Below are 2,855 nucleotides of genomic sequence, written 5' to 3'. Positions count from 1 at the left end.
GGCCGGCGATCTGGTGCGGGAAGGCAAAGCGCAGGCCCTCGGACTTGCCGATCCAGTTTTCCTGCATCAGGCGCACGCGCTCGGGCCAGCCGGGCAGGTCGTTCTGAACGGCGCCCAGCAGCTCGTCGGCGTAATCGGTGATGCGCAGGTAGTAGCCCGGGATCTCGCGCTTTTCAACGAGCGCGCCGGAACGCCAGCCGCGGCCGTCGATGACCTGTTCGTTGGCCAGCACGGTCTGGTCGACCGGATCCCAGTTGACGACCTGGGTCTTGCGGTAGGCCACGCCCTTTTCGAGCATCTTCAGGAACAGCCACTGGTTCCACTTGTAATACTGCGGATCGCAGGCGCACATTTCGCGCGTCCAATCGATCGCCAGACCCATCGCTTTCATCTGCTTCTTCATGTAGGCGATGTTGTCGTAGGTCCACTTGGCGGGCGGCACCTTGGACTTGATGGCGGCGTTTTCCGCCGGCATGCCGAAGGCGTCCCAGCCCATGGGCATGAGCACGTTGTAGCCGCGCATGCGCAGCTGGCGGGCCATCATGTCGTTGATGGTGTAGTTGCGCACGTGGCCCATGTGCAGCTTGCCGCTGGGGTAGGGCAGCATGGAGCAGGCATAGAACTTGGGCTTTTCGGAGCCGTCGGCGTTCTTGGCGTGTTCGTGGACCAGATAGACGTCGCGGGCCTGCCAGTCTTGTTGGGCGGCCGCTTCGACGGTAGTGGGGAGGTAGCGTTCCTGCATGGGCTCGTGCGCGGTGGCAAAAAAGGGGTGAGCCGCCCCATCGCGCCGGGGCGCGGTGGCGGTCAAAACCCCTGATTATAGGAGGTGCTAGGCGCGCGCAGGGGGCGAGGGCATTTCGGGGATGCGCGCACTGGGCGCAAGCGCGCCATAAGCCAGCGTGAGGGCCGCCAGAACGGCGCCCGCGATCACCACCGCGGGCCAGCCGAAATGGGCGTACAGCCAGGACGATACCAGCGAACCCGATGCGCCGCCGATGAAATAGCAGGTGACGTAACCGGCCGTGAGGCGGCTGCGCGCCTCGGGCCGCAGGCGGTAGATGGAGCTGGTGTTGGTGACGTGCACACCCTGGATCGCCAAATCCTGCACCAGGATGCCGGCCAGCAGGGCAAGCACCGATACCTGCCCGAAGGCCATCAGTCCCCAGGAACCCAGCAGAAGCAGCAGGCCCACACGGGTGGCGAGATTGCCCAGGCCGCGGTCGGCAAGGCGTCCGAAGCGGTTGGCGGCGTAGGCCCCGGCGGCGCCCGCCAGGCCGAAAAGGCCAATGGTGGTGTTGCTGTATTCATAGGGCGGACTGGCCAGGAGGAAGGTCAGTGGCGTCCACAGCATGCTGAAGGCGGCAAACAGCAGCCCGCCGATGAGGGACCGGGCGCGGAACAGGGGTTCCTCGACGAACATGCGCAGGATGGAGCCCAGCAGTTGCGGATAGCTCATTGCCGTGGGGCTCTGGTAGCGGGGAAGCACGCGCCACAGAACGGCCGACATGCACAGCATCAGGATGGCGGCGACCCAGTACACGGTGCGCCAGCTGCCCACGTCGGCCAGTGCGCCTGCGGCGGTGCGGGCCAGCAGGATGCCCAGCAGCAGCCCGCTCATGACCGTGCCGACGGCCTTGCCGCGCTCGTGAGGGGCGGCCAGCGTGGCGGCAAATGGCACGAGGATCTGCGCGACGACGGACAGCATGCCGGTCAGGGCGGTGCCGATGATGAGCATCGCGATGCTGGTGGAGAAGGCGGAAATCAGCAGGCCGCCCGCCGACAGCAGGTTCATCAGCACGATCAGCGAACGGCTTTCGAACATGTCGCCCAGCGGCACCAGCAGCATCAGTCCCACGGCGTAGCTGAGTTGCGCGGTGGTGACGATCGCGCCGGCGGCGGCGTTCGAGATCGAAAACTGCTGGCCGATGGTGTGCAGCAGGGGCTGTGCGTAATAGTTGCTGGCGACGGCCAGGCCGGTCGCCACCGACATCAGGAGGATGATGGGCGCGGTGAGGGTCGGGGTGGAATGTTCGGAGGAAGTCACTGATCTGAAGCCGAAAGGGTATTGAAGATGACGTGGTCGCTACGGGTTACGCACCGACGCTGCCGGGCGTGTCCTGGTCCTGCTTGATCAGCAGTTTCTTCAGCAGACCGGCCAATTGGCGGCGCTCGGCCGCCGACAGCGGTTCGAGAAATTCATTCAGGTCGGCCAGGTAGTCCCTGAGCACGACCTTGATGACGCGCAGACCTTCGGCGGTGAGCGACACGATGACGCCGCGCCGGTCGTCGGGATTGGGATTGCGTACGAGCAGCCCCGCCTGTTCCAGCCTGTCCAGGCGGTTGGTCATGGCGCCGGACGTCAGCAACAGGGCTTCCACGAGCTTTTGCGGATTCATGGCGTGCGGCGCGCCGGTGCGGTAGAGCGTGGCGAGCACGTCGAATTCGCCCTGGTGCAGGTTGTATTGGCGGAAGGTGCGGTTGACGTTGCGGGCCGCGAAGGCGTTCAGGCGGAAGAGGCGCGCGACGACCGACATGGCGGCGAAGTCTTGCGTGGGGCACTCTTTGGCCCACTGCGAGATCACGAGATCGACGAGGTCATTCATGGTGAGTGGCTGGTGTTTTAATGTGAAGTATCTTCACGTAAAGACAAAATTCTAGCAGCGGCTCGAGATCGACGCAAAGCGTGGGTGATGCAATGCAAAGCGCCCGCGCCAGATTGCAAAGCACGCACGCAAAAAAGAAGGGCCCGCCTCTTGCGAGGCGGGCCCTTCCCGGCTTGACCGGATACTGCGCGTAATGAAATTACTGCGCGGCGTCCTTCAGCTTCTTGAGCGGGCGAACCTTCACCTTGACCG

At 64.6% G+C, this 2,855-nt stretch carries 3 protein-coding genes; all 3 read right to left on the bottom strand.

Annotation, left to right across the window (positions count from 1 at the left end; all coding sequences use genetic code 11):
* On the bottom strand, positions 1-742 hold a 742-nt coding region (locus tag RT697_RS27065; RefSeq protein ID WP_313702700.1), incomplete at its 3' end, for a class I tRNA ligase family protein.
* 87 nt (positions 743-829) lie between these two features.
* Positions 830-1,990: an MFS transporter gene (locus RT697_RS27060; RefSeq protein WP_313702701.1), complete on the bottom strand. Its 1,161-nt coding sequence runs from the start codon at positions 1,988-1,990 to the stop codon at positions 830-832.
* 100 nt (positions 1,991-2,090) lie between these two features.
* Entirely contained in the window at positions 2,091-2,603 is a 513-nt protein-coding gene (locus RT697_RS27055) for a MarR family transcriptional regulator (protein ID WP_313702699.1), read from the bottom strand.
* Between the last annotated feature and the right edge of the window lie 252 nt (positions 2,604-2,855).

It is taken from the genome of Achromobacter sp., assembly GCF_032113835.1.
Lineage (GTDB): Bacteria > Pseudomonadota > Gammaproteobacteria > Burkholderiales > Burkholderiaceae_B > Achromobacter.
Note: the sequence above shows the minus strand (reverse complement) of the source record. Positions and strands in the feature narration are given on the sequence as shown.

Coding starts and splice junctions, on each gene's coding strand:
- RT697_RS27055 (WP_313702699.1), bottom strand. CDS start 2,603: ATGAATGACCTCGTCGATCTCGTGATCTCGCAGTGGGCCAAAGAGTGC.
- RT697_RS27060 (WP_313702701.1), bottom strand. CDS start 1,990: ATGTCGGTGGCGACCGGCCTGGCCGTCGCCAGCAACTATTACGCACAG.